The 21,417-nt window shown below is 56.6% G+C and carries 25 protein-coding genes; 15 read left to right on the top strand and 10 right to left on the bottom strand.

The features are described from left to right. Nucleotides 1-2: 2 nt before the first annotated feature. The 5 genes from GQF03_RS13620 (at nt 3) to GQF03_RS13600 (ending at nt 5,313) form a co-directional block, all read left to right on the top strand. Nucleotides 3-1,031 (top strand): asparaginase, encoded by a 1,029-nt coding sequence (locus tag GQF03_RS13620; RefSeq protein ID WP_161339845.1) that lies wholly within the window; start codon nt 3-5, stop codon nt 1,029-1,031. Nucleotides 1,032-1,117: 86 nt separating this feature from the next. After that, complete coding sequence (locus GQF03_RS13615; protein WP_161339844.1) at nt 1,118-2,098, top strand: NADPH:quinone oxidoreductase family protein; 981 nt, start codon at nt 1,118-1,120, stop codon at nt 2,096-2,098. Nucleotides 2,099-2,104: 6 nt separating this feature from the next. After that, complete coding sequence (locus GQF03_RS13610; RefSeq protein ID WP_161339843.1) at nt 2,105-3,343, top strand: class I SAM-dependent methyltransferase; 1,239 nt, start codon at nt 2,105-2,107, stop codon at nt 3,341-3,343. 150 nt (nt 3,344-3,493) lie between these two features. Then, entirely contained in the window at nt 3,494-4,393 is a 900-nt protein-coding gene (locus GQF03_RS13605) for a DMT family transporter (RefSeq protein ID WP_161339842.1), read from the top strand. Then, nucleotides 4,390-5,313, top strand: coding sequence for a DMT family transporter (locus tag GQF03_RS13600; RefSeq protein WP_161339841.1), 924 nt, complete (start codon nt 4,390-4,392; stop codon nt 5,311-5,313). Before GQF03_RS13605 ends, GQF03_RS13600 begins: the two co-directional genes overlap by 4 nt. 26 nt (nt 5,314-5,339) lie before the next feature. On the opposite strand, the gene GQF03_RS13595 is transcribed toward GQF03_RS13600, so the two are convergent. The 3 genes from GQF03_RS13595 to GQF03_RS19045 form a co-directional block, all read right to left on the bottom strand. Then, nucleotides 5,340-5,984: a CoA transferase subunit B gene (locus GQF03_RS13595; RefSeq protein WP_161339840.1), complete on the bottom strand. Its 645-nt coding sequence runs from the start codon at nt 5,982-5,984 to the stop codon at nt 5,340-5,342. Nucleotides 5,985-6,007: 23 nt separating this feature from the next. Continuing rightward, nucleotides 6,008-6,724: a CoA transferase subunit A gene (locus GQF03_RS13590; protein WP_161339839.1), complete on the bottom strand. Its 717-nt coding sequence runs from the start codon at nt 6,722-6,724 to the stop codon at nt 6,008-6,010. A gap of 129 nt (nt 6,725-6,853) precedes the next feature. After that, nucleotides 6,854-7,285: a DUF1232 domain-containing protein gene (locus GQF03_RS19045; RefSeq protein ID WP_206375995.1), complete on the bottom strand. Its 432-nt coding sequence runs from the start codon at nt 7,283-7,285 to the stop codon at nt 6,854-6,856. 71 nt (nt 7,286-7,356) lie between these two features. Here GQF03_RS19045 and GQF03_RS13580 point away from each other — a divergent pair, with 71 nt between their 5' ends. Further along, a complete protein-coding gene (locus tag GQF03_RS13580) occupies nt 7,357-8,118 on the top strand; it encodes a 3-hydroxyacyl-CoA dehydrogenase (RefSeq protein WP_161339838.1) in 762 nt (253 codons plus the stop codon). 2 nt (nt 8,119-8,120) lie between these two features. Here the strand turns inward: GQF03_RS13580 and GQF03_RS13575 are convergent, their stop codons facing one another. Further along, nucleotides 8,121-8,411: a 4a-hydroxytetrahydrobiopterin dehydratase gene (locus GQF03_RS13575; protein WP_161339837.1), complete on the bottom strand. Its 291-nt coding sequence runs from the start codon at nt 8,409-8,411 to the stop codon at nt 8,121-8,123. A gap of 83 nt (nt 8,412-8,494) precedes the next feature. On the opposite strand from GQF03_RS13575, the gene GQF03_RS13570 reads away from it, so the two are divergent. Both GQF03_RS13570 and GQF03_RS13565 read left to right on the top strand, forming a co-directional pair. Then, on the top strand, nt 8,495-9,382 hold the full coding sequence (locus GQF03_RS13570) for a spermine/spermidine synthase domain-containing protein (RefSeq protein WP_161339836.1): 888 nt from the start codon (nt 8,495-8,497) through the stop codon (nt 9,380-9,382). Between the two features lie 13 nt (nt 9,383-9,395). After that, entirely contained in the window at nt 9,396-10,013 is a 618-nt protein-coding gene (locus GQF03_RS13565; protein WP_161339835.1) for a class I SAM-dependent methyltransferase, read from the top strand. On the opposite strand, the gene thpR is transcribed toward GQF03_RS13565, so the two are convergent. Together thpR and GQF03_RS13555 are read right to left on the bottom strand one after the other, a co-directional pair. Further along, complete coding sequence (gene thpR / locus GQF03_RS13560; protein WP_161339834.1) at nt 9,979-10,527, bottom strand: RNA 2',3'-cyclic phosphodiesterase; 549 nt, start codon at nt 10,525-10,527, stop codon at nt 9,979-9,981. The two genes, GQF03_RS13565 and thpR, sit on opposite strands and share 35 nt — an antisense overlap. Nucleotides 10,528-10,562: 35 nt before the next feature. Next, nucleotides 10,563-11,180, bottom strand: coding sequence for an arylesterase (locus GQF03_RS13555; protein WP_161339833.1), 618 nt, complete (start codon nt 11,178-11,180; stop codon nt 10,563-10,565). 56 nt (nt 11,181-11,236) lie between these two features. On the opposite strand from GQF03_RS13555, the gene GQF03_RS13550 reads away from it, so the two are divergent. Together GQF03_RS13550 and GQF03_RS13545 are read left to right on the top strand one after the other, a co-directional pair. Then, complete coding sequence (locus GQF03_RS13550; RefSeq protein WP_162858488.1) at nt 11,237-11,947, top strand: ABC transporter ATP-binding protein; 711 nt, start codon at nt 11,237-11,239, stop codon at nt 11,945-11,947. Next, a complete protein-coding gene (locus GQF03_RS13545; RefSeq protein ID WP_206375997.1) occupies nt 11,940-14,486 on the top strand; it encodes an FtsX-like permease family protein in 2,547 nt (848 codons plus the stop codon). Before GQF03_RS13550 ends, GQF03_RS13545 begins: the two co-directional genes overlap by 8 nt. A gap of 95 nt (nt 14,487-14,581) precedes the next feature. Here GQF03_RS13545 and GQF03_RS13540 read toward each other — a convergent pair whose 3' ends face one another. Both GQF03_RS13540 and GQF03_RS13535 read right to left on the bottom strand, forming a co-directional pair. Further along, on the bottom strand, nt 14,582-14,812 hold the full coding sequence (locus GQF03_RS13540; protein WP_161339832.1) for an EF-hand domain-containing protein: 231 nt from the start codon (nt 14,810-14,812) through the stop codon (nt 14,582-14,584). Between the two features lie 324 nt (nt 14,813-15,136). Then, nucleotides 15,137-15,367, bottom strand: a complete 231-nt coding sequence (locus tag GQF03_RS13535) for an EF-hand domain-containing protein (RefSeq protein ID WP_161339831.1) — start codon at nt 15,365-15,367, stop codon at nt 15,137-15,139. Nucleotides 15,368-15,715: 348 nt separating this feature from the next. On the opposite strand from GQF03_RS13535, the gene GQF03_RS13530 reads away from it, so the two are divergent. The 4 genes from GQF03_RS13530 (at nt 15,716) to GQF03_RS13515 (ending at nt 19,878) form a co-directional block, all read left to right on the top strand. Next, nucleotides 15,716-16,423 (top strand): Bax inhibitor-1/YccA family protein, encoded by a 708-nt coding sequence (locus GQF03_RS13530; protein WP_161339830.1) that lies wholly within the window; start codon nt 15,716-15,718, stop codon nt 16,421-16,423. A 126-nt stretch (nt 16,424-16,549) separates the two neighbouring features. Next, nucleotides 16,550-18,028 (top strand): M81 family metallopeptidase, encoded by a 1,479-nt coding sequence (locus GQF03_RS13525; RefSeq protein ID WP_161339829.1) that lies wholly within the window; start codon nt 16,550-16,552, stop codon nt 18,026-18,028. A 3-nt stretch (nt 18,029-18,031) separates the two neighbouring features. After that, nucleotides 18,032-19,345 carry a tetratricopeptide repeat protein gene (locus tag GQF03_RS13520; protein WP_161339828.1) on the top strand — a complete coding sequence of 438 codons (1,314 nt, stop codon included), beginning with the start codon at nt 18,032-18,034 and terminating at the stop codon, nt 19,343-19,345. 26 nt (nt 19,346-19,371) lie between these two features. After that, nucleotides 19,372-19,878 (top strand): Mpo1 family 2-hydroxy fatty acid dioxygenase, encoded by a 507-nt coding sequence (locus GQF03_RS13515; protein ID WP_161339827.1) that lies wholly within the window; start codon nt 19,372-19,374, stop codon nt 19,876-19,878. Here GQF03_RS13515 and GQF03_RS13510 read toward each other — a convergent pair. Continuing rightward, entirely contained in the window at nt 19,875-20,369 is a 495-nt protein-coding gene (locus GQF03_RS13510; protein WP_161339826.1) for a hypothetical protein, read from the bottom strand. The two genes, GQF03_RS13515 and GQF03_RS13510, sit on opposite strands and share 4 nt — an antisense overlap. A 104-nt stretch (nt 20,370-20,473) precedes the next feature. Further along, nucleotides 20,474-20,854, bottom strand: a complete 381-nt coding sequence (locus tag GQF03_RS13505; protein ID WP_161339825.1) for a DUF2794 domain-containing protein — start codon at nt 20,852-20,854, stop codon at nt 20,474-20,476. Nucleotides 20,855-20,998: 144 nt separating this feature from the next. On the opposite strand from GQF03_RS13505, the gene msrB reads away from it, so the two are divergent. Then, nucleotides 20,999-21,397, top strand: coding sequence for a peptide-methionine (R)-S-oxide reductase MsrB (gene msrB, locus GQF03_RS13500; RefSeq protein ID WP_161339824.1), 399 nt, complete (start codon nt 20,999-21,001; stop codon nt 21,395-21,397). Nucleotides 21,398-21,417 lie beyond the last annotated feature (20 nt).

Below are 21,417 nucleotides of genomic sequence, written 5' to 3'. Positions count from 1 at the left end.
GTATGAATAACCAATCCTCCCAGAAAAGTACAAGCCTTCCTTTTACTGTGGCGGTGACCCGCGGCCCGATGGTGGAGAGCCGGCATCAGGTCGTCGCCGCCATTTCCGATTCGGCCGGCAAGCTTGTCAAAAGCTGGGGGAACGTGGAAAGCCCCGTTTATCTTCGGTCCGCCATCAAGCCGCTACAAGCGCTTCCTTTGATCGAAAGCGGCGCGGCTGATGCTTTTGGCGTAAGCGAGAAGGAGCTTTCGCTTGCCTGCGCGTCTCACACCGGCGAACCCCTCCATGTCGAGGCGGTGACCGCCTGGCTTGACCGGATTGGACTTGGCATAGGCGATCTTGAGTGCGGCAGTCACTGGCCGACCTATGATCCGGCGGCGCGCGCGCTTGCTGCGGCCGGGGAGGTGCCGACCGCGGCGCATAACAATTGTTCCGGCAAGCACACGGGTTTTCTTTGTACTGCGGTACATCTAAAAGATCAGATCAAGGGCTATATCAACCTCGAGCATCCCGTGCAGAGGCGGATCAAGAAGGTGTTGGAGGATTTTACGGATCTCGATTTGTCGGACGCGCCGGTTGGTATCGACGGATGCTCCATCCCGACGATCGGAATTCCGCTGAACTGGGCGGCGATGGCCTTTGCCCGGTTTGCCGATCCGGCCGGGCTGGATCCGGACCGGGCGGCCGCCTGTAACCGGTTGCAGAACGCCATCTCGAAATATCCGGAGATGATCGCGGGATCCGACCGGCTTTGCACCGCGATTAACGGCGCGGCAAAGGGGCGGGTTGTCGCCAAGGTCGGGGCGGAGGGGGTCTATCTCGCCGCGCTTCCCGAGCAGGGTATCGGCATTGCGATCAAGGCGATTGACGGGACGACGCGGGCGGCGGAAGTGGCGCTGGGTGCAATTCTCGACGAGCTGGGTATTCTGGATGAGGACATTCACAGGGCCATCGATCCCTTCGTTCGCCCGGTCCTCCGTAACCGGAACGATCTGACCGTCGGGGAGATTCGGGCCGATTTGACAACGTGAAGACATCAGGGCGATTGACCTCGGGATTTGTTGAGGGGTAAGTTGCTGCATTGCAATAACAACAAAAATGGCATTTAGGAAAAATCATGAAAGCACTTGTTTGTAAGGAATTCGGAGATCCGGACATTTTGGTAATGGAAGATATTCCGGAGCCGGAAGTCAAAAAAGGGATGGTGAAGATCGAGGTGCATTCGGTCGGCCTCAATTTCCCCGATACCCTGATGATTGCCGGTAAATACCAGTTCAAGCCGCCGTTTCCGTTCTCGCCGGGCATGGAATCCTCCGGTATCGTGACCGCCGTTGGCGAAGGCGTCACCAAGGTTTCCGTGGGCGACCGGGTAATGGCCAATCATGGCGTTGGCGGTTTCGCGGAATATGTCCTGGCACCGGAAGACGGGACCTACAAAATTCCCGACAACATGCCCTATGATCAGGCGGCCGGCTTTCCCGTAACGTACGGCACAACGTATCATGCACTGGTCGACCGGGGCGAATTGAAACCGGGTGAAGTTTTGCTGGTTCATGGCGCCGCCGGCGGCGTTGGGCTCAATGCGGTTGAGCTTGGCAAGGCGCTGGGCGCGACTGTCATTGGCACGGTCGGCTCTGATGAAAAGATGGATATCGTCAAGCAATATGGCGCCGAGCATGTCATCAACTATTCGACCGAGAGCATCCGTGATTGCGTCAAGGAACTGACGGACGGCAAGGGTGCGGACGTGATTTATGATCCCGTCGGCGGCGATGCCTTCGATCAGTCCATGCGCTGCATCAACTGGAATGGCCGTCTGCTGGTGATCGGGTTTGCCTCCGGCCGGATTGCCGAGCTCAAGACCAATCTTGTGCTGTTAAAGGGCTGCTCTGTCGTGGGTGTATTCTGGGGCGAATTCGCCCGCCGCTACCCTGAGCAGAACCGCGCCAATTTCCAGGCGATGCTGGACATGGTGGAAAGCGGCAAAATCAAGCCGCATGTCTCCATGCATTTCCCGCTGGAGCAGGGCGCGGACGCCATGAAGGCGCTGCTGTCGCGGAAAACCACCGGCAAGGTCATCATCACCGTCAAGGATTGATCGCCAATGGCGAAGGGGAGAGGGAAACGTGATCGGGCGGTCAAACGCCAGTACGAAATGCTTCCCTATCCCCCTCGCGATCCGAAGGACGAGGCAAAGCGGCTGATCGAAGGCAGCCCGAGCCATCTTGACGAACTCAACCACTATCTTTTTGCCGGCAGGCGTGATTTTTCGAGACCCTTCCGCGCGCTCGTGGCGGGGGGTGGCACCGGGGATGCGGCCATCATGCTGGCGCAGCATCTGGCGAACCGCGGCGATGCCGGACAGGTGGTCTATCTCGACTTGTCAACGGCCAGCCGCAAAATCGCCGAGGCGCGGGCACGGGCGCGGGGGCTGACGAATATCGAGTTCTTGACAGGCTCTCTTCTTGATCTGCCGAAAATGGATATCGCCCCCTTCGACTATATTGATTGCTGCGGCGTCCTTCATCATCTGGAAGAGCCGGAAGCCGGTCTCGGTGCCCTCGTGGCGGTTCTTGATGACGGCGGCGGCATGGGCTTGATGCTCTATGCGACGCTTGGCCGGACGGGGGTATATCCCGTGCAGAACGCGTTGAAGGCCTTGGGCGGGAGCGCCGATACGGCGGAACAGGTCCGACTTGCGAAAAGCCTGCTCAAAGACCTATCCCCAAATCATTGGCTTAACAGGAACCGGGTGATTGGCGATCATAAGCTAGGTGATGATGCGGCGCTTTATGATCTGCTACTTCACCCGCGCGACAGAAGCTATCTTGTGCCAGAGCTACTTCTGCTTTTGGAGGGCGCGGCGATGGAACTGGTGAGCTTTATCGAACCGGTCCGCTACGACCCAGAACATTACCTGAAGGACAAGGAGTTGAGAAAGCGTGCCCGGGAGCTGCCGGATGGTGAGCGGGCGGCACTCGCCGAAAACCTTTCGGGAACGATCAAGACGCACAGTTTTTATGCCCGGAAGGTGGGCGGTGTGGCGCCGGGACCGGCAAAATTCGACCCGGAAATGATCCCGTTCCTGAAAGACGGCAATGCGGATGTTTTGGCGCGGGCCCTTGCCGCGCGGCCGGCGCTAACGGTGCATTTTGATACAGAACCTGCGCAGATCGACATTCCAACCGGTGCGGCGGAATTTGTGAAACGGATCGACGGCCGGACCAGCTTGCGCGATATGCAGGCCGCCATGCCTTTAAGCTGGCCGGATTTTCGGGCGCGATTTGCCCCCGCCTATAAAATGTTGAACGGGCTCAATCTCTTGTGGCTAAAATCCGGATAGGATTCCGCGCGCCGAAAACGCAGGGCAGTGTTGCGTAATTAGTGCTTTGTCTTTGTTTCTTGCCCACTTATTGTGAACCTGATGGCGTCATATCACCTGTTGATCAAACCTTTTTTAAAGAGTCCCCCGGTATTGCAGGCGGCAAGCCTGATGATTTTGGCCTGCCTGCTGCTTTCCGTCATGGGTGGGATGATCCGGTTTGTCGCCGATACCGGTATGCCCGTATTTCAGATCGTTTTCTTGCGAAATGTCGCCGGGCTTCTGTTTTTCCTTCCCTGGTTTTTCAAGTCCGGCCTCGGGGTCCTGAAAACAAAGCGGATTGGCGCCTACAGTATCCGCAGCCTAGTCGGTTTCGCCTCCATGATCAGCTGGTTTTATGCAGTCAGCGTATTGCCGCTCGCCGATGCCGTCGCCCTGAATTTCACGGCGCCGATTTTTGGCACCATCCTCGCCATTTTTATTTTGCATGAGACCGTCGGCATCCGGCGCGGCTCCGCCATGATTGTCGGGTTTATCGGCGCCATGATTATCCTGCGGCCGGGCCTGACGGAGATGAGTTTAGGCGCCTATGCCGCCGTGTTTTCCGCGATTACGATGGCCGGTTCCATTACGATGGTCAAGCTGCTGTCGCGCACGGAGAGTACGGCGGCGATGGTTGCCTGGACGCAAATCCTGATCCTGCCGATGTCGGCGGTTCCGGCGATGTTTGTCTGGCAAATGCCGACGATCGAACAGCTTCTGTCCATCCTGTTCATTGGCCTGCTTGCCACTCTCGGTCATTTGTCCTTCACGCGGGCCTATTCCCTCGCCGATGCGTCTGTGGTCATGCCGTTCGATTTCTTCCGGCTGATTTTTTCCGCCCTGATCGGCTTTATATTCTTCATGCAGGAGCCGGACCTGTTCACCTATATCGGCGCCGCCGTCATTTTTGCCTCTTCCATCTATATCGCTATTCGGGAATCCCGGGTGAGCAATGCGCATGCTGACGCGAAGAGCAAGGAGATACTCGCACGTACAAAGGCGGAAACCCGCTCAGGGCCCACAAGTTGACTGCCGAAGGTGACGGCGTCTCCTGGCGAGGTTTCCTCAGCCGGATTCCTGCAAATGGCCAGGGTGCGCTCTGGATGTTGCTGGGCGGGTTCTGCTTTTCCTGCATGGGGCTTGGGATCAAGTTCCTTGGCGCGGAAATGGACAGCTTCCAGATTGCCTTCCTGAGGGCGTTGTTCGGCTTTTTCGTAATCCTCCCCTTCGCCCTGCGCCGTGGTATTTCCGGCTTGCGAACCAGGGTGCTCAAGCTGCATCTCGCGCGGGGGGTCGTCGGTATTCTGGGGATGCTGTCGATCTTTTATGCGATCACCCATCTGCCGCTCGCCGATGCGGTCGCGCTCACCTTTACGCGGCCGCTATTCCTGATATTGCTCGCCGTGCTTTTGCTGGGAGAAAAAATCCGCTGGCGTCGCTGGACGGCGACGGCGGTCGGCTTTCTCGGCGTCCTGATCATGGTGCAGTCGCAGGCGCAATTCGAATTTGCATCTCTTGTCGCGCTTTTCGGCGCATTGATGGTGGCCCTTGTTTCGGTATTTCTGAAAAAGCTGAGCGTCACCGAAGCGCCAACGACGATGATGTTCTATTTCGGCCTGATTGCGTCCGTCGTATCGGCTTTTCCGGCGGCGCTGGTCTGGGTGCCGCCAAGCCTGGAGGATTTGCTTCTGATTGCCTTGCTGGCCTGTTTTGGGTCCGGCGCAAATTTCTGCGCGATCCGCGCATTCTCCGTCGGAGAGGCGACCGCCGTCGCGCCATTCGATTATACCCGGCTGATATTCTCCGGTCTGCTCGGATTTATCGTGTTCTCCGAGGTGCCGACGCTGGCCATGGTGATCGGTGCCGGCATCATCGTTATCTCCAGCCTATATATCGTACGGCGCGAAGCGGGGCTTGGTCGGAAAAAGCCACTGGTGACCGAAAGCTGATCCCGCCTGCGCCCATCTCGATCTTGTCAGACGGCGACTTCGAATTCCGCTTCCGTCGCTGCTTTAACGTCCTCAAGGGCGACGCCATCAGCAAGCTCGATCAGCTTCATGCGCGGCGTTTCACCGCTCTTGTCGAACTCGAAAACCGCCATGTCGGTGATGACCATGTCGACGACACCTTTGCCGGTTAGTGGCAGATTGCAGGATTTGAGAAGCTTGGGATCGCCTTTCGCCGTATGCTCCATGACGACAATCACTTTTTTCACGCCGGCAACCAGATCCATGGCGCCGCCCATGCCCTTGACCATCTTGCCGGGGATCATCCAGTTGGCGAGATCGCCGTTCTGGGCGACCTGCATGGCGCCAAGGATTGAAAGATTGATGTGCCCGCCGCGGATCATCGCGAAGCTGTCCGCGTTGGAAAAATAGCTGGTGGTCGGCAGTTCCGTAACCGTCTGCTTGCCGGCGTTGATCAGGTCCGCATCCTCCTCGCCTTCATAGGGGAAGGGGCCCATGCCGAGCATGCCGTTCTCGCTCTGCAGCTGGATTTCCATGCCCTCGGGGATATAATTGGAAACCAGGGTCGGGATGCCGATGCCGAGATTGACGTAAAAGCCGTCTTCAAGTTCCTGTGCGGCGCGCTGCGCCATCTGTTCTCTTGTCCAAGCCATGTCTTTATTCCTCTGTCTCTCGGTCAGGCGACCTGTTTGCGGGGGCGTGTGGTGCGTTGCTCTATATGCTTTACCGGGTTCGGTACATGGACGATCCTCTGCACATAGATGCCAGGCACGACGATATGATCGGGATCAATCTCGCCCGGCTCGACAAGATGCTCGACTTCCGCAACGGTGATACGTCCGGCGGTTGCCATCATCGGGTTGAAGTTGCGGGCGGTCTTGCGAAAGACCAGATTGCCTTCCTTGTCGGCCATATAGGCATGCACCAGCGCGACATCGGCCGTGAGACCCCGCTCCATGACATAATCCTCGCCGTCAAAATTCCGGACTTCCTTGCCTTCGGCAACCAGGGTGCCGACGCCGGTCTTGGTGAAGAAGGCGGGGATGCCCGCTCCGCCCGCGCGGATCTGCTCTGACAAGGTGCCTTGCGGCGTGAAAACGACTTCGAGATCGCCGTTGAGATACTGCTCGGCGAACATCTTGTTTTCGCCGACGTAGGACGAGATCATTGTCGATATCTGCTTGCTTTCCAATAGAACGCCGAGACCGATACCATCGACGCCCGCGTTGTTGGAGATGACCGTCAGGCCCTTTACGCCCGACGCTTTCACCGCGTCGATCAGGGTTTCCGGAATACCGCAGAGACCGAAACCGCCGGACATCAACGTCATGCCGTCCTTGAGTATACCCTCCAGGGCTGCCGTCGCATCGGCATAAATTTTCCTGTCACTCATTCCAAGGTTCCTTATCAAAATGCGTGTGATTTTTTGGGGTTTGACGCAGCTATATAACAGCAAAATGCTGTACCGCACAAATTTTTTAAATCTATTGCGAAGGAGGGAAAATTTGCACTGGAAACCCCGCTATTCTGTCGTTGCGGGTTCTTTTTCCAAAAAGCCGCGGGCTTTTTCGCGGTGTTCATTATTGATGTATTTCTTGACCGTTGCCATTGCCGCCATCAGAACGCTGGCGTCATCCGTAAACCCGACGCCGGCGAGAAAATCCGGGATGACATCCGCCGGCATGATGAAATAGGCGAGCGCGCCGAAAAGCACTGCCTTCACGAAGGCGGGGCTTTTGCTGTCCAGGGCGCAGTAAAAACTGGCGGTCACATCTTCGGAAAAGGGTATTTTCCCGATGTTTCGCCGAAGTTTCTGCGCAAATTCCCGCATGACGAGGCGTTTGTCGCTCTCGAGCTTGGTTTCGTCAAAGGCAGATATGTCGTCATCATCGGGTGTGGTCATGATGATAATATGTAGCTTGCTTCTCGCCTTTGCAAGCAGACCGATATTCACTTTTCTGGTCTGGCAGTATAAGGAAGGATAAAATTTGTTAGGATCATCCTTTACGAAACTGGAGAAGAAAAATGGATATTTCTGGAAAATCGGCAATTGTCACAGGTGGGGCCTCCGGCCTTGGCGAGGCGACGTCGCGCATGCTGGCGGCTGCCGGCGCAAAGGTCGCCATTCTTGATATGAATACCGATCTTGCAGAAAAGGTGGCAAATGACATCGGCGGTATCGCCTGCACGACCAACGTATCGGATGATGCCTCCGTCGACGCCGCCTTTGAAAAGGCGCGCGACGCACATGGCGCGGCACGAATTCTCGTCAACTGCGCCGGCATTGGCCCAGCGGCGAAAACCTACTCCAGTAAGGGCATGCATCCGCTTGATAAGTTCGAGCAGGTTATCTCCGTCAATCTGATCGGCACCTTCAACTGCATTCGGCGGGCCGCCGCCGATATAGCGGGACTCGATCCAATGGAGAGCGGGGAAAGGGGCGTCTGCATCAATACGGCGTCTGTTGCGGCTTTCGATGGTCAGATCGGGCAGGCGGCCTATTCCGCGTCCAAGGGCGGCATCGTCGGCATGACGTTGCCAATTGCGCGGGATCTTGCCTCGATCGGCATTCGTGTCGTCACCATCGCGCCGGGATTGTTCGAAACGCCGCTTCTGAAAAGCCTGCCCGAAGACGTGCAGGCGGCCCTCGGTGCGTCGGTTCCCTTCCCGAGCCGGCTCGGCCATCCCTCGGAATACGCCGCTCTCGCGCGGCAGATCATGGAAAACCAGATGCTTAACGGCGAGGTCATCCGGCTTGACGGGGCGATCCGTATGGCCCCGAAATAGGGCTAAGCGGCAATTTTATTCATAAATGTCGCGAGGTCGATATCCTTGCCGCTCAGACCGTTGACGTCGTGGGTGGCAAGGGTGACATCGACGCGGTTATAGACATTGAACCATTCAGGGTGATGGTCCATTTTCTCGGCCTTGAGCGCGACCCGGGTCATAAAGGCGAAAGCCTGATTGAAATTGGCGAATTTGAAGGATTTCTGGATCGCTTCCCGCCCCGCGACAAGTGTCCAGCCATCCAGGGAGCCGATCGCCAGATTAATTTCTTGCTCGCTTAGTCTTTCAGTCATGGAAATTCTCCTTCTTTGGGGGTATGACCCCTGCTAACTATGTTGACGCAGACAGCCGTTGTCCAGAGTGAGAGCATATTTCCATGACGAAGATTAGCGAGATCAGCCGGAACTGGTGGCATGAGGAAACGGAAGGCATTGCCTTCACCCATGCCCTTGATATGAAGCTGCTGCATTCTGAGACAAGCCCATTCCAGAAAATAGAGATTTTCGAGCATCCGGTTTTCGGCCGCGTCCTCACGCTGGACGATCTGGTACAGGCCTCTCATGCGGATGAGTTCATGTATCACGAAATGGCGGTGCATGTGCCGCTTCTCGGTCGTGAGCGCGAAAAGGCGGAGGTGCTGATCGTCGGCGGGGGCGATGGCGGAATTTTGCGGGAAGTGCTGCGCCACGACTTTGTCACCCGCGTTGTCATGGTGGAAATCGATGTGCGGGTCGTCGAACTGTCGCGGGAATACCTGGCGATCAACGGAGATTACGACGATCCGCGTGTCGAGCTGATTATCGGCGATGCGGCGGATTACATGCGCAAAGCGCGGGCCGCGGCGGACAGGTTTGATCTGATCATCCTGGACCTGAGCGAGCCGGTCGGCCCGTCGTCAAGCGTCTTCACCTATGGCTTTTGTGAAGATTTTTCCGCCTGCATCAAGGATGACGGTGTTGTGCTGGACAGCGACAGCATATTTGTCGGGAAGGACCGGGCCTATTTTCTTCAGGAGCTTTGCGGTGACAAGGACCAGAACCTCGTCTCGATCATGCAGCGCGAAAAGCTGCTTCCGCATGTCGCCGCCTATCGCTCCATCGTGCAGCTCTATCCCGCCGCCGAGTTCGGCTTTTTTCTCTATAGTCGGGACGGCCATGATTATTCCAACCCGGTGGCATCGCTGACGGCCCGTCACTATAATCCGGAATTGCACAAGGCATCCTTCGCCCTGCCCACCTGGTGGCGGGAAAATCTGGGTTTCTGATGGAAGTCGCGGGATGACGGAAACGCCTCTCACGGTGGATTTTATTTCCGGCGCTATTGATTACCGGCGGCGCCACGGTGGCGGCCGTGGCCAGGCCCTGCCCAAGGCTCTCGGTTTTCGGCCGGGTGTCACGCCGGATATTGTCGACGCCACAGCCGGGCTTGGCCGGGATGCCTTCCTGCTCGCCTCCCTCGGTGCCAATGTCACCCTGATCGAGCGGAATAAGGAAATTCAGAAACTTCTGGAAGACGGAATGGCGCGCGCCGCCACGGCGAGCGACTCCCATGCCGAAATCATTTCCCGCATGATTCTGGTCAAGGGAGACGCCAGGGATATCCTGCCGGAATTACGGCCTGAAACCGTGTTGATTGATCCCATGCATCCGCCGCGCCGCAAATCGGCGCTGGTGAAAAACGAGATGCGGCAGTTGCGGGCCATCGTCGGCGCCGATCCCGATTGTGAAGAATTGATGCGGGTGGCGCTTTCCGCCGCGTCGAAACGGGTGGTTCTGAAATGGCCGCGCCGCGCCGCGCCGATGCCGGGAATGCGATCTCCGTCCCACCAGATTCTCGGAAAGTCGACGCGCTACGAGGTCTTTATGATGGCACCGGCGCGAGAAGATCAAAACTGATTTCTTCGCGATAGATGGCCGCCGACGAAGACAAATGGCTCGAAAACAGCGTGAAGTTTGTTACCGGCAGGGTGGCCGTCTTGAATAGCGCGTGATCGATCAGGAAATGCCGCACCTTCTCGTACGGTGACTTGTGAACCCGGGCAAGCGTGATATGCGGACGGAACCGCCGGTCATCAACAGAGGCGCCGACGGATTCGATAGCCGTGACGATTTTCTGGTGCAACAGGCTGATGGTGGGAGTTGGCCGAATGCCGGCCCAGAGCACTCTGGGGCGCTTGTTGCTGCCGAAGACGCCGACGCCTTCGATATCCATGTCAAAGGATGGAAATTTTATTCTGCCGAGCGCCAGCGAAATATCCATCATCATCGGGCTTTGCACTTCGCCAATGAAGGCGAGTGTCACATGCGCGTTTTCGGCGGTGATCCATCTTGCCTCCGGGATGCCGCCTCGCAGCGCACCGATATTCGCCTTGATGTCTTCCGGCAGCGCGATGGCGACGAAGAGTCGCATTGAACCTGTCCTTTGTGCAGCGGGACCGGTGGGCCCTATTGCTCTATAAATGCGGTCACGAAGGGCAGAATATTGCCAACTATGACGTTGACGCCCTCCGCATTCGGATGAATATAGTCATCCTGATTTAAATTGGGATCGGCAGCAACGCCGTCCAGAAAAAACGGGTAATAACCGGTTTTATAGCGGCTGGCAAGATCCGGAAATATCTTGTCGAACGCGGTGGTATATTCGGACCCCATATTTGGGGGCGCGCGCATTCCGGCGAGCAGAACCGGGATATCTTTTTCCTGAAGAATTTCGATAATCCGGCTCAGATTTCGACGGGTCTCCTCCGGCTCGATCCCGCGCAGGGCATCATTCGCGCCAAGCTCAAGAATGACATAGTCGGCGCCATTGCCGATCGCCCAGTCGAGACGCTGCAAGCCGCCAGCGGTCGTATCGCCCGATACGCCGGCATTCTCGACTGTAACGTCATATCCCTTTGCCTGAAGCGCAGCTTCAAGCCGGGTCACGAAATCCTCCCCGGCAGGCAGCCCATAACCGGCGGTCAGACTGTCACCTATGGCGACGATGCGTTTGGTTTCCTCTGCCATGGCAGAGGGTACGACAGCCAAAATAGTGAATATCAGCGCCAATATGTTGAATTTCATCAGTTACCCGCCATATCCAGACTTCAGGACCTGTTGTATGCCACATAGGAAATATCTTGTCACAAGAACCCATCATCAATTTAAAAGACATCCATCTCACACTTAAGTCAGATGCCGGCCCGGTCAATATCCTGCGTGGTATAGATTTGACTGTACAGCGGGGCGAAACCGTTGGAATTGTCGGTCCGTCCGGATCCGGGAAATCGACTTTGATGTCGATTATGGCGGGCCTAGAGCTGCCAAGCGCGGGCTCCGTCACGATCGCCGGTGAACATCTTGAAAAGCTCGATGAGGATGCGCTTGCACGGTTCCGCCGGGCCAATATCGGGATTGTTTTCCAGTCCTTTCATCTAATTCCAACGATGACTGCGCTAGAAAATGTGGCGATCCCGCTCGAACTCGCGGGGGAGAGGGCCGCCTTCTCCATCGCCGCCGCGCGGCTTTCGGCCGTCGGTCTCGCGGATCGTGCAAGTCACTATCCGGCGCAGCTTTCCGGCGGCGAGCAGCAGCGCGTCGCGCTGGCCCGCGCGCTGTCAACCAATCCGAAAATTCTTCTTGCCGATGAACCGACCGGCAATCTGGATGGGAAGACGGGCGAGCTAATCGTTGAGCTCATGTTCCGCCTCCATGCGGAGGAGGGAACGACCATGATCCTGATTACCCATGACGATACACTCGCCCGCAAATGCACACACCGGGTCCGGCTTGAGGATGGCCATGTGGTGTCCAATGACAAAGTTCGTGAAGAGGCGATCGCGGGTGACTAAAGGACGAAATCCGGAATCAATCGCGCTTGCCATGAAATTTGCCCGGCGGGACTTGCGGGGCAATTTGAAGGGCTTTCGCATCTTTCTGGCCTGCCTCGTGCTCGGAGTGGCGGCTATCGCAGGCGTGGGAACGCTATCGAATTCCATTACGGCCGGCCTGAGGGCAAACGGCCAGGTTATTCTCGGCGGCGATATTGATATCCGACTCACTCACCGTCCGGCGAGTGCGGAGGAACGCCAGTGGATCGGAGACCAAGGGAACGTCGCGGAAGTGCAGACCCTGCGCGCAATGGTCCGGGATTTGAACAGCGACAACAGGACGCTTTCGGAACTCAAGGCCGTGGATCGCGCCTATCCGCTTTTCGGCACATTGAAATTATCGCCTGAATCGGGCAGCGAGGCACCGGCGGACTTGCTGGCCAGCAAAAACGGCCGCTATGGCGCTCTTGTAGAGGCGAGCCTGAGTGAGCGGCTCGGACTTCCCATCGGCGGGCAGATCCGGGTGGGCGAACTCGACGTTGAGGTGCGCGGCATTATTATTTCCGAACCGGACAAGGCGTCGCAGGGGATGGCGCTTGGCCCGCGCACCATCATCTCCTCCGAGGCTCTTGGTAAAACCGGGCTTGTCCAGCCGGGAAGCCTTATCCGCTATCATTACCGCATCGCCCTTCACCCCGGACTGACCGTTCCCGATTTTTACGAAAATGCCAAAGTCGCCTTTCCCGATGCCGGATGGCGCATTCGCGACGCGTCAAATGGCGCGCCGGGAATCAAGCGGTTTGTCGACCGGGTGGCATTGTTTCTGACGCTTGTCGGGCTCACGGCGCTGGTTGTTGGCGGTGTGGGCGTCGGCAACGCTGTGCGCGCCTATCTTGATGGAAAGATCGAGACGATCGCGACCCTTAAATGCCTTGGCGCCAGCAGTTCCTTCATTTTCCGCGTCCATTATCTGCAGGTTCTGTTTCTTGCCATAGCCGGTTCTCTGGCGGGTCTGGTCATTGGCGTCGGCGGCTCCGTTATTGCCGCGCAGTTTCTCGCGAGCACACTGCCGGTACCGCCCAAAATAGTCATCTCTGCCGGACCGCTTCTCTTGGCGGCCGCCTATGGCCTTCTTACCGCGACCCTCTTTACAATCTGGCCCCTGGCGCGGGCGCGAGAGACGCCGGCGGCGGCGCTCTTTCGCGATGTCGTCTCCACCCATAAACGCCCGCGGCCGATCTACCTGGCGGCGCTTGGCCTATGTTTCCTGACCTTGGTCGCCCTTGCCGTGCTGACCAGTCAGGAAATCTGGTTCGCCTTCATCTTCATCGTTTCGATCATCGGTATTTTCGCCGTACTGATCCTTGTCGGTCATGGCGTTCAGCAAGTGGCGCGCAAGCTGCCGCGCTCGAAAATTCCGCCATTGCGGCTTGCTGTCGCCAATCTCCACCGGCCCGGGGCCGCCACGAATAGCGTGGTTCTCTCCATGGGGCTGGGGCTGACACTCTTTGTGACTGTCGCCCTGATCGAGGGAAACCTGACGCGGCAGGTCCAGGAACAATTACCGGAGCGGGCGCCCGCTTTCTTCTTTATCGATATCCAGTCCACCCAGCTTGACGATTTTATCAAAACGGCGGAGGCGGTCCCACTCGTGAGCGAGGTCAATCACGTTCCGAATATGAGAGGCCGTATTGTCCAGGTTGCCGGGGTTCCCGCGGAGCAAGTGACCGTCGCGCCGGAGGCGCGATGGGCGCTACGCGGCGATCGCGGAATTACCTATTCGGCGACACCGCCCGCGGGCGCGACCGTTGTTGCCGGCAATTGGTGGCCGGAAGACTACAGCGGGCCGCCGCTCGTAAGTATGGATCGGGAAATTGCCGAAGGGATGGGCCTCGCCCTCGGCGACAAGCTGACCGTCAACGTCATGGGGCGCGAGATCGAGGCGGAGATTGCAAACCTTCGGGAGATCGACTGGACGACGATGGCGATCAATTTCGTACTTGTCTTCGATCCGCATAGTTTGCAAGGCGCCCCGCATTCGCATCTGGCGACGGCCCGCGCGGACGGGGAGGCGGAGAACAATCTCTTTCGCGCGATCACCGACAAATTTGCGAATATTTCCGTCATCCGGATGAAGGAGGCATTGCAGACGGTCAGCCGCATCCTCGAGCAACTCTCATCGGCTGTTTCGGCGATCTCTTCGATCACGCTGATAACCGGGGTTCTCGTGCTCGCGGGGGCCTTCGCCGCCGGGCATCGCAAGCGCGTCTATGATGCGGTGATATTGAAGGTGCTCGGCGCGACGCGGAAAGATATTTTTGCCACTTTTCTCATAGAGTATGCGCTGCTGGGCCTCGTGACATCCGTTATTGCGGCGGCAACAGGCTGGTTCGCCGCCTATATGGTGATTACGGAAATTCTGGAAGCGAAATGGATCAGCCTTCCCGTCACGATCATCGCAACCATACTGGTCAGCGTTTTCATAACATTGCTGTTCGGGCTTCTTGGATCATGGAGAGCGCTTGGCGAAAAGGTGGCGCCGGCCCTCAGATCAGATTAGCGGATTAGGGAGATACAAAGACTGATCGCCGGAAATCACATGATATCCGGCGATCCATTGGTTGCGGGCCGTTATCCGGCCATCAAGCGACTGAATTATTCGCCTGCGAGCTTCGCGAATTCCTCAGCGGAAAGTTCGCCACTTCCGTCCGCATCCGCCTCGGCAAACTGGTCCTTGCTTACGTCCGGCAATACAGCGACGATTTCTTCGTAGCTGATCGTGCCATTTCCATCGGTGTCAACTGCGTTGAAATCTTGGGCTGCCGCAAACGCCGGCGTGGCGGCCAGAATTGACAGGGCAACAACAGTGATCTGCAGCGTCTTCATTAATGTCTCCATAAAAATAAGGTTTTGCCACCCGGGGACCAGATTTTGGGCGGGCGCAGGACGAACAGCGAAAGAACTTTTCTCGTTTTTTGCTGTGATCCGGGGAGATAATTGATCCCGGATTGTGGCAATTTCATGTTCGAAAATGCCCCGTTAAAAATATTTTCGATGTAAATTAGGGTTTTTAAAACAGTAGTTTAAGGAAATCCACGGGCGGATGTTGCGCGGGGGCGAAAGGACCGATGAAAAAGGCCGCCACGGGGAAGGAGCTTCCCCAGGGCGGCCTCATTCAGGAAGGACTAACCCAGCCCCGAAAAGCTGAAATTAGCTCTTCGTGGCGGCGTTGTATTCTTCCATGGAAAGCTCGCCGTTTTTATCGAAATCGACAGCCGCGAACTGTTCCTTGCTGGTATCCGGCATGACGACGATAAGCTCCTCAAAGGAAACCGAACCATTTCCGTCTTTATCGACTGTGTTGAAATCAGGTGCCGCTGCCATCGCCGGCGCTGCCGCAAGAAGAGTGACGGTGGCGGTCGAAATAAGTAGTTTTCTCATAATAAATCTCCGTTCAATTAGTGTTGGACGGTTCGGCACCGTTGTATCGATGCATGTCCGCCGAACAATCAATCCGCCGGTTTGGTCCTGCGTCTTGATGTTCTGAAAGGAAGATTGCTCCGCCAATATGGCGGCAACATGCCGTGAATTAGGCCTGTTAAAGGAATATTCTGGGCAGCCAGCTATGATTTGCGGCAATCTTGAAGCCGGAAGACAGTAATCAAGGTCTCTATCGAGAGGCCTTTATTAAAAAGCATTAATACCTTATATTAACGCTGATTTTCCTTGAAAATCGGATCGGGAAATACAATATCAAGTGACAAATCAACACCTTTAGAGGGAATTTTAATGGCAACAGACTTTTCTAAGTATCAAGCGACGAGAACTGGTACGCGCGATCAGGCAATGCTCGATGAGGGCCTGCGCAGCTACATGCTGAAGGTCTATAATTACATGGCTTCCGGCCTCGCGCTGAGCGGAATAGCTGCTGCGCTGACGGCGTCGACGCCGGCAGTTTATAATGCTGTGTTCGGCACCCCGCTGCAATGGGTTGTCATGCTGGCGCCGATCGGGCTGTTGTTGGCGATGTCGCGCACGAGCGCGAGCACAACCAAAGTCCTGTATTGGATCATGGTGGCGACCTTTGGCGTCTCCATTTCCTATATCTTCCAGGTATATACAGCCGAAAGTGTGGTGCGGGTCTTCTTTATCACCGCAGCAACCTTTGGCGCCGCAAGCCTTTACGGGTATGTCACGAAACGTGATCTGACGGGCTTTGGCAGCTTCCTCTTCATGGGGCTGATCGGCATTTTCATTGCGATGGTCGTGAATATCTTCCTCGCGTCCACGATGATGCATTTCGTGATCTCCGTGCTCGGCGTGCTGATCTTCACTGGTTTGACCGCCTTTGATACGCAGCGGATCAAGTCCGAATACTATCATGGCCATAGTCAGGAAGTGATGGAAAAGGGTGCGGTCATGGGGGCAGTCTCGATGTATCTGAACTTCCTCAACCTGTTCATGTTCCTGCTGAGCCTGCTCGGCAACCGGAATTAAGGCGGCGAAAACCGCTAAACGGAAAACCCGGCCAGAGGCCGGGTTTTTTGTTGTCTGCTCATCTGAAGCTGATAAACTTGTTTGTCTGCAAACAGCCCTCAAAATCAACGAGAAAGGGATCGTCCTATGCGCATTCTCATTGCCATGATGAAACATGAAACCAATACCTTCTCCCCGATTAAGGCGGACTGGAAAAGGTTTCAGGATTGGGGCGCCCATCTTGGTGAGAATGCCTTGAAGGCGTATGAGGGGACAGGGATGCCCTTTGGGGCCTATGTAGAGCTTGCCAGGGCCATGGGGGCGGAGATCGTTACCCCGGTGGCGGCGGAAGCGATGCCCTCGGGCCCGGTGACGGAGGAAGCCTATAACCGCATGGCGGAACCTATTCTCGAGGCCGTGAGAAGTGGTGTCGATGCGGCGATGCTTGATCTGCATGGCGCTATGGTGGCTGAACATACGGACGATGGCGAAGGCACTCTGCTCGAGAAAATACGCGAAATCGACCCTGACCTCCCCATCGCGGTGACGCTCGATCTGCATTGCAATCTGACCGACAAAATGGTGCGTAACTGTACGGCGCTGATCGGCTACAAGACCTATCCGCATGTCGATATGTATGAGGTCGGCAAACAGATTGGCAAAGTGCTGATTGATGCCATGGATGGCAAGGTCACACCGGTAATGTCCTGGGGAAACGCGCCCCTGTTGAGCCAGACGTTGCGGCAGGGAACGGATGATGAGCCCATGGCGACCCTTATCCGCCTGTGCCGGGAAGCCGAGAAAGAACCCGGCGTGCTTGCGGCGACGGCGTTCGGTGGCTTTGCCCTTGCCGATATCCGCGATTCCGGAAACTCGGTGATCGTCGTAACCGACGGCGACCAGAAAAAGGCGGACGAGGTGCGCGACCGTATTCTTGCGAAGGCCTGGGAGTTGAAGGAGGATTTCATCTATCAGCATACGCCGCTCAAGGAACAGGTCGCGAAGGCGAAGACAATGACGGAGGGGCCGGTCCTGCTGCTCGATCACGCCGACAATTGCGGCTCCGGTGCGACGCAGGACGTTATGACGGTGATCGAGGAAGTTCTAAACCAGGGGCTTGAGGATGTTGCCGTTGCTGCCGTCTGGGATCCTGCGGCGGTCCAGGAAATGCAGAAGGCCGGAATTGGGAACAAAATCACCCTCAAGCTCGGCGGCAAGACCGACATGCCGTCCATCGGTGAGGTCGGGGAGCCGCTTACCGTGACCGGAACGGTCAAGACGCTGACCAACGGGGAATGGATCGTCCGGGGCCCGATGTATACGGGCGTCAAGGTATTCATGGGCCCGACGGCGGTTCTCGATACCGGCAATATGGAGATCGTCATTGTCTCGAACCACCACGAACCCTGGGACACCGGTGTGTTTACCTCTGTTGGCATCCAGCCGGAGTACAAGCGTTACCTGATCCTGAAAAGTCGCATTCACTACCGCGCCGGATTTGCGCCGATCGGCAAGGCGACGCTGACGCTGGACGGCAAGGGCGTCACGACGTCTGACAACAATCTCCTGCGGTACGAAAAAGTCCGGCGGCCCATCTATCCGCTCGATCTTTTGAACGAGGCATAAGTCATGCGCGAGGATATGTTTGGAAATCAGCTGAGTACGGGGTCCGATCAGACCGTCGATGCGACGAACCGGTTCATCGACAGTTACATCGGCTTTGGAACGGATTTCGCGCCGATCTTCGACGCGTCCGACAATGATCCCGATTGTGCGATTGCGGCGGCCTATGCGACGTTGCTCGGGATCTTTATGGAGTCGCCCGACGGGCGCGACATAGCCGGTAAATATTATGCGCGGGCGAAGTCGGCGATGGACAAGGGCACAGAACGCGAGCAGCTTTTCACATCGGCGATCCTCGATATACACGACAATCAACCCGCGAGCCTGCTCAAGAAACTTCGCCGTCTTGTTACCGATCATCCGGGGGATCTTTTCGGCGCCAAACTCGCCCAGAATACTTTTTTCAACATCGGTGACGACGAGACCATGCTCTGGATCGCGGACACTGTGATCGACCGCCACAAGTCATGCGCTTACGCCTACGGGATGCGGGCCTTCGGACGGGAGCAGTCGAGCCTTCTGGACCTGGCCGAGGAAGACGGTCGGCGCGCAACGGAAATGCAACGCAAGGAGCCCTGGGCACATCATGCGGTCGCTCATGTCATGCTGACTGAGGGGCGTCACGATGAAGGCATCAAATGGATGGATGCGTTGTCCAATGAATGGGAAGACCGCAACAGTTTCATGTTTACCCATAACTGGTGGCATCAGGCGCTGTTTTATCTGGAACTCGAGGATTTTAAAACGCCGCTCGCCCTTTATGACGAGAAGGTCTGGGGCGTTGACAAGTCCTACAGCCTCGATCAGGTGAATGCGATTTCGCTTCTCTGGCGGCTGGAACAGCTGGGCGTCGATGTTGGCGACCGGTGGCAGGATGTCGGGGCATATGTGGCGGAACGGCCCCTGATGAACGACCAGCCCTTTTACGACATGCATTATGGTTACGCCCTTGCGCGGGCGGGTCAAAGCGACGCGTTGGAGCGTCTGATGGCAGGAATGGAGAAGATGGCGCGGGAGGCGCCGGAAACAACCCGGGAGGCCTGGGCGGAAGTCGCCCTGCCGTCCACGCGCGGCTTTATTGCGATTGCCCAGGGCGACTATCAGGCAGCTGTTCGCCATTTATCCCGGGCCCGCCTGAAGTATCAGAAAATCGGCGGCAGCCATGCGCAACGCGACCTGTTCGAGCTTGCCTGGATCACAAGTCTTTTGGAGGCCGGGGATTTTGATACTGCGTTACCGGTTCTTGAAGCGCGAGCAAATTTCCGTCAAGATGTTCCCATGGATGCCCGGCTGCTGGCGCGGGCGAGACGCCGCAACTAAAATCGGCGCATTAATGGGAGAGAGTCATGGCCAAGCCGCAAATTGCTGAAAAAGGCGGGAACCGCCGCATTTTTGCCCTGCTTAACGAATATGGCCAGAGCCATCAGAACGGTACGAACAAGCTGATCCACTGGATTGCGGTGCCTGTCATCTTCTGGACGATCGTGGCACTTCTCTGGGTCATTCCCGTCCCCGAATCCTTCCAGAGCGTTCCTTATCTGAACTGGGCGACGATCGCGTTGCTGCTGACTGTCATCTATTATGCCGTTTTGTCCTGGACCCTGGCGATCGGAATGGTGCTGTTTACGTTCCTCTGCTTTGCCCTTATCCAGCTGTATTCAAGCGCGCCGCCCTTCGGGCTTGCCCTTTGGCAGTTTGCCGTCGGCGCCTTCGTGATTGCCTGGATATTCCAGTTTGTCGGCCACAAGATCGAGGGCAAAAAACCCTCGTTCTTCAAGGATGTGCAGTTTCTGCTGATCGGGCCGGCCTGGCTGATGAGTTTCCTCTATCGCAAGCTCGGACTGCCGATCTAGCTTTTCACATGCAGCTTATAGTCCGGCGTCGTATTCAGCGGGCAGGAATAGAGATACTCGCCCTCTGTTAGTTCGACTTCGTAGTCTAGCGTCGTGCCGGTCTCCAGCCCGCCGCCCGAGACGCTGATCTTGTTCAGCTTATGCAGCGGATTGGCCCAGTTATAGTCCTCCTCCCTGATCCAGAAGCCAAGCGAATAGGGGACGTCCTTGTTGGTCACGCGGAAGATATACTTGCCGGGTTTGAGGGTCAGAGCCTCCGATTTCGCGACGCGGTCTGTGCCGGTTTCCGCATTGATTTTTTCACAGTCCGCCTGCTCGGTCGACGTGAAACCATGATCGACGCCGTTTTCTGCTTCAACGATCTGACAGGGAGTTTGTGTCAGATTGATTATCGTGACCTCGTCGCCTGCCGCGAATGTCGAAGACGCAATGAGAGGGGCAAATGTTATGATGGCGACGCCTGTCGCTATCCATGTGCTGTAGGGTTTCATTTTCTTTGTCCCGTTCGATGATTGAGGAATCATTGTACGGGACCACAATGTCGCCAGAGCACGGGAATTAGCAAATCACGCGGTTTCACCCTTGCGTGAGCAGGTCAGTCGTCTTCGATGGCCTTGAACCGTCTCGCGTCGAAAACCTTGAGGACCTGGGCGAGGGTCTGGCCGCGCTTCAGCACACGTCCATTCTGGCTCAGGACTGAATAAGCGCCCTGCTTGGAGGCAAGGCGGGGTTCCTTGTATATGCGGAATAGCGGGCGATCTGCCGTGCGATGAAAAATCGCGAATATGCAGGCGGTCTTGGTCTCTCCGATGGCATAGTCGCGCCATTCCGACTTGGCGACCATGCGCCCATATACCTGCAAAATCTGGCTGAGTTCGGTACGATTGAAGAAGACGTTCGGTTGAGGTATTCCCGATCTGGCGTTTCTGGCCGATCGGGCTAAGTAGTGATCGTCGAAGCTAACAACCTCGCTCATTTTGTCTCCTACGCGTCCTTGGCAATCATTGTCGACCAATGGGCGGAATTCGTCAAGTATTGAGAAATACGCGCGCGCGCCATATGTTCTATGTGGGTTGGCGCTTTAGTGGTTCAACAGGGTGCAAGGAAAAGGAAGTCTCAGATGAGTGAAAAAGTCAAAAAGAGTGACGCGGAGTGGCGGGCGCAGCTTTCACCTGAACAATATCACGTTGCCCGCGAGAAGGGGACGGAACGGGCCTTCACCGGCAAATACCATGACAACAAGGAAGCGGGTACATATCACTGTATCTGCTGCGGGGAGCCGCTTTTCTCGTCGGAAACTAAATTCGATTCCGGAACCGGCTGGCCGAGCTTCTGGGAACCGATGGACGGATCCAAAGTTGGAGAGGTCATGGACCGCAGCTTTTTCATGCGCCGGACAGAGGTGATCTGCAATAAATGCGACGCCCATCTGGGGCATGTTTTTCCGGACGGACCGCAGCCGACCGGTTTGCGCTATTGTCTTAACTCCGCGGCTCTTGATTTCAAAAAAGACGATTAGTCGATCATAAAAGAGAAAGT

Origin of the sequence: Sneathiella chungangensis (genome assembly GCF_009882935.1) — a bacterium.
GTDB classification, from domain to species: Bacteria; Pseudomonadota; Alphaproteobacteria; order Sneathiellales; family Sneathiellaceae; genus Sneathiella; species Sneathiella chungangensis.
The sequence above is the reverse complement of the archived record's forward strand: the minus strand, read 5'-3'. Positions and strand labels throughout refer to the sequence as shown.

Excerpts from the sequence above, each read along its gene's own strand:
- GQF03_RS13620 (WP_161339845.1), top strand. The coding sequence starts at position 3 with ATGAATAACCAATCCTCCCAGAAAAGTACAAGCCTTCCTTTTACTGTG.
- GQF03_RS13615 (WP_161339844.1), top strand. The coding sequence starts at position 1,118 with ATGAAAGCACTTGTTTGTAAGGAATTCGGAGATCCGGACATTTTGGTA.
- GQF03_RS13610 (WP_161339843.1), top strand. The coding sequence starts at position 2,105 with ATGGCGAAGGGGAGAGGGAAACGTGATCGGGCGGTCAAACGCCAGTAC.
- GQF03_RS13605 (WP_161339842.1), top strand. The coding sequence starts at position 3,494 with ATGATTTTGGCCTGCCTGCTGCTTTCCGTCATGGGTGGGATGATCCGG.
- GQF03_RS13595 (WP_161339840.1), bottom strand. The coding sequence starts at position 5,984 with ATGGCTTGGACAAGAGAACAGATGGCGCAGCGCGCCGCACAGGAACTT.
- GQF03_RS13590 (WP_161339839.1), bottom strand. The coding sequence starts at position 6,724 with ATGAGTGACAGGAAAATTTATGCCGATGCGACGGCAGCCCTGGAGGGT.
- GQF03_RS13580 (WP_161339838.1), top strand. The coding sequence starts at position 7,357 with ATGGATATTTCTGGAAAATCGGCAATTGTCACAGGTGGGGCCTCCGGC.
- GQF03_RS13575 (WP_161339837.1), bottom strand. The coding sequence starts at position 8,411 with ATGACTGAAAGACTAAGCGAGCAAGAAATTAATCTGGCGATCGGCTCC.
- GQF03_RS13570 (WP_161339836.1), top strand. The coding sequence starts at position 8,495 with ATGACGAAGATTAGCGAGATCAGCCGGAACTGGTGGCATGAGGAAACG.
- GQF03_RS13565 (WP_161339835.1), top strand. The coding sequence starts at position 9,396 with ATGACGGAAACGCCTCTCACGGTGGATTTTATTTCCGGCGCTATTGAT.
- thpR (WP_161339834.1), bottom strand. The coding sequence starts at position 10,527 with ATGCGACTCTTCGTCGCCATCGCGCTGCCGGAAGACATCAAGGCGAAT.
- GQF03_RS13555 (WP_161339833.1), bottom strand. The coding sequence starts at position 11,180 with ATGAAATTCAACATATTGGCGCTGATATTCACTATTTTGGCTGTCGTA.
- GQF03_RS13540 (WP_161339832.1), bottom strand. The coding sequence starts at position 14,812 with ATGAAGACGCTGCAGATCACTGTTGTTGCCCTGTCAATTCTGGCCGCC.
- GQF03_RS13535 (WP_161339831.1), bottom strand. The coding sequence starts at position 15,367 with ATGAGAAAACTACTTATTTCGACCGCCACCGTCACTCTTCTTGCGGCA.
- GQF03_RS13530 (WP_161339830.1), top strand. The coding sequence starts at position 15,716 with ATGGCAACAGACTTTTCTAAGTATCAAGCGACGAGAACTGGTACGCGC.
- GQF03_RS13525 (WP_161339829.1), top strand. The coding sequence starts at position 16,550 with ATGCGCATTCTCATTGCCATGATGAAACATGAAACCAATACCTTCTCC.
- GQF03_RS13520 (WP_161339828.1), top strand. The coding sequence starts at position 18,032 with ATGCGCGAGGATATGTTTGGAAATCAGCTGAGTACGGGGTCCGATCAG.
- GQF03_RS13515 (WP_161339827.1), top strand. The coding sequence starts at position 19,372 with ATGGCCAAGCCGCAAATTGCTGAAAAAGGCGGGAACCGCCGCATTTTT.
- GQF03_RS13510 (WP_161339826.1), bottom strand. The coding sequence starts at position 20,369 with ATGAAACCCTACAGCACATGGATAGCGACAGGCGTCGCCATCATAACA.
- GQF03_RS13505 (WP_161339825.1), bottom strand. The coding sequence starts at position 20,854 with ATGAGCGAGGTTGTTAGCTTCGACGATCACTACTTAGCCCGATCGGCC.
- msrB (WP_161339824.1), top strand. The coding sequence starts at position 20,999 with ATGAGTGAAAAAGTCAAAAAGAGTGACGCGGAGTGGCGGGCGCAGCTT.